General features: G+C 68.2%; 1 protein-coding gene. It reads left to right on the top strand.

The window, feature by feature from the left end; translation table 11 throughout:
• Positions 1–53: 53 nt before the first annotated feature.
• On the top strand, positions 54–1,330 hold a 1,277-nt coding region (locus ABZU25_RS34480), incomplete at its 3' end, for a condensation domain-containing protein (RefSeq protein ID WP_355033551.1).

The raw sequence follows: 1,330 nt of genomic DNA, 5'->3' as shown, positions 1-1,330 counted from the left end.
CCCGCTGGAACCACCACGGACACCTCGAATACCACGGCCGCACCGACCACCAAATCAAACTCCGCGGCCACCGCATCGAACTCGGCGAAATCGAAGCAGCTCTGCTGAGCCACCCCCAGGTCACCACCGCAGCCGTCGTACTGCGCGAAGACCAACCCGGCGATCAGCGACTGGTGGGATACGTCGTGGCGTCGCCGGACATCACGACCGCGACGCTGACCGAGCACGCCGCCGCTGTGCTGCCGGCACACATGGTCCCGTCGGCGATCGTCACACTCGACCAACTCCCCACCACCACCAACGGCAAACTCGACCGCCGTGCGCTACCCGCGCCGGAATACCGCAGCACCGGACGCACCCCCCGCACCCCCCACGAAGAGATCCTGTGCGACCTGTTCGCCGACGTGCTGGGCGTCCCACAGGTCAGCATCGACGACAGTTTCTTCGACCTCGGGGGGCACTCCCTGCTCGCCACCCGCCTGGTCAGTCGGATCCGCGCCACCCTTGACGTGGAACTACCGATCCGGCAGGTCTTCGAGACCTCGACCGTGGCCACGCTCGCCGCGACCCTCGACACCGCCGCGCATGCCCGACCACCGGTCACGAAGGTGGTTCCTCGACCCGAACGCGTGCCGCTGTCACCGGCGCAGCAACGCCTGTGGTTCCTGCACCAGCTTCAGGGACCCAGCACCACCTACAACATTCCGACCGCGCTGCGGCTGCGCGGGCCGCTGAACACCACCGCCCTCACCGAAGCCCTGCACGACCTCGTCACCCGCCACGAAACCCTGCGGACCGTCTTCGCCGAGGACCAGCACGGACCCCACCAGATCGTCCTGCCCCCGGACACCGCGACCATCACCCTGAACCTGCTCCCCACCGACCCCACCCACCTGACCGACGAGATCAACGCCGCCACCCGACACACCTTCGACCTCGCCACCGACCTACCCATCCACGCAACCCTGCTGCGCCTCGCCGACGACGACCACGTCCTGATCCTCCTGCTGCACCACATCACCAGCGACGCCTGGTCCCGCCACCCCCTAGCCACCGACCTCGCCACCGCCTACACCGCCCGCATCCACCAACACCAACCCGACTGGACACCCCTGCCCGTCCAATACGCCGACTACACCCTCTGGCAACAGCACCTGCTCGCCGACACCCACGAACAGCAACTCGCGTACTGGAGCACCACCCTCGCCGACCTCCCCGAACACCTCACCCTGCCCACCGACCGGCCGCGACCGGCCACGGCCAGTAGCAACGGCGACCGGGTCACCTTCACCATCCCCACCGACCTGCACCACGCCATCACCACCCTCGC

Source organism: Micromonospora sp. NPDC005215 (genome assembly GCF_040607915.1).
Classification (GTDB): Bacteria; Actinomycetota; Actinomycetes; order Mycobacteriales; family Micromonosporaceae; genus Micromonospora.
This window is presented reverse-complemented; position numbering and strand designations above follow the sequence as displayed.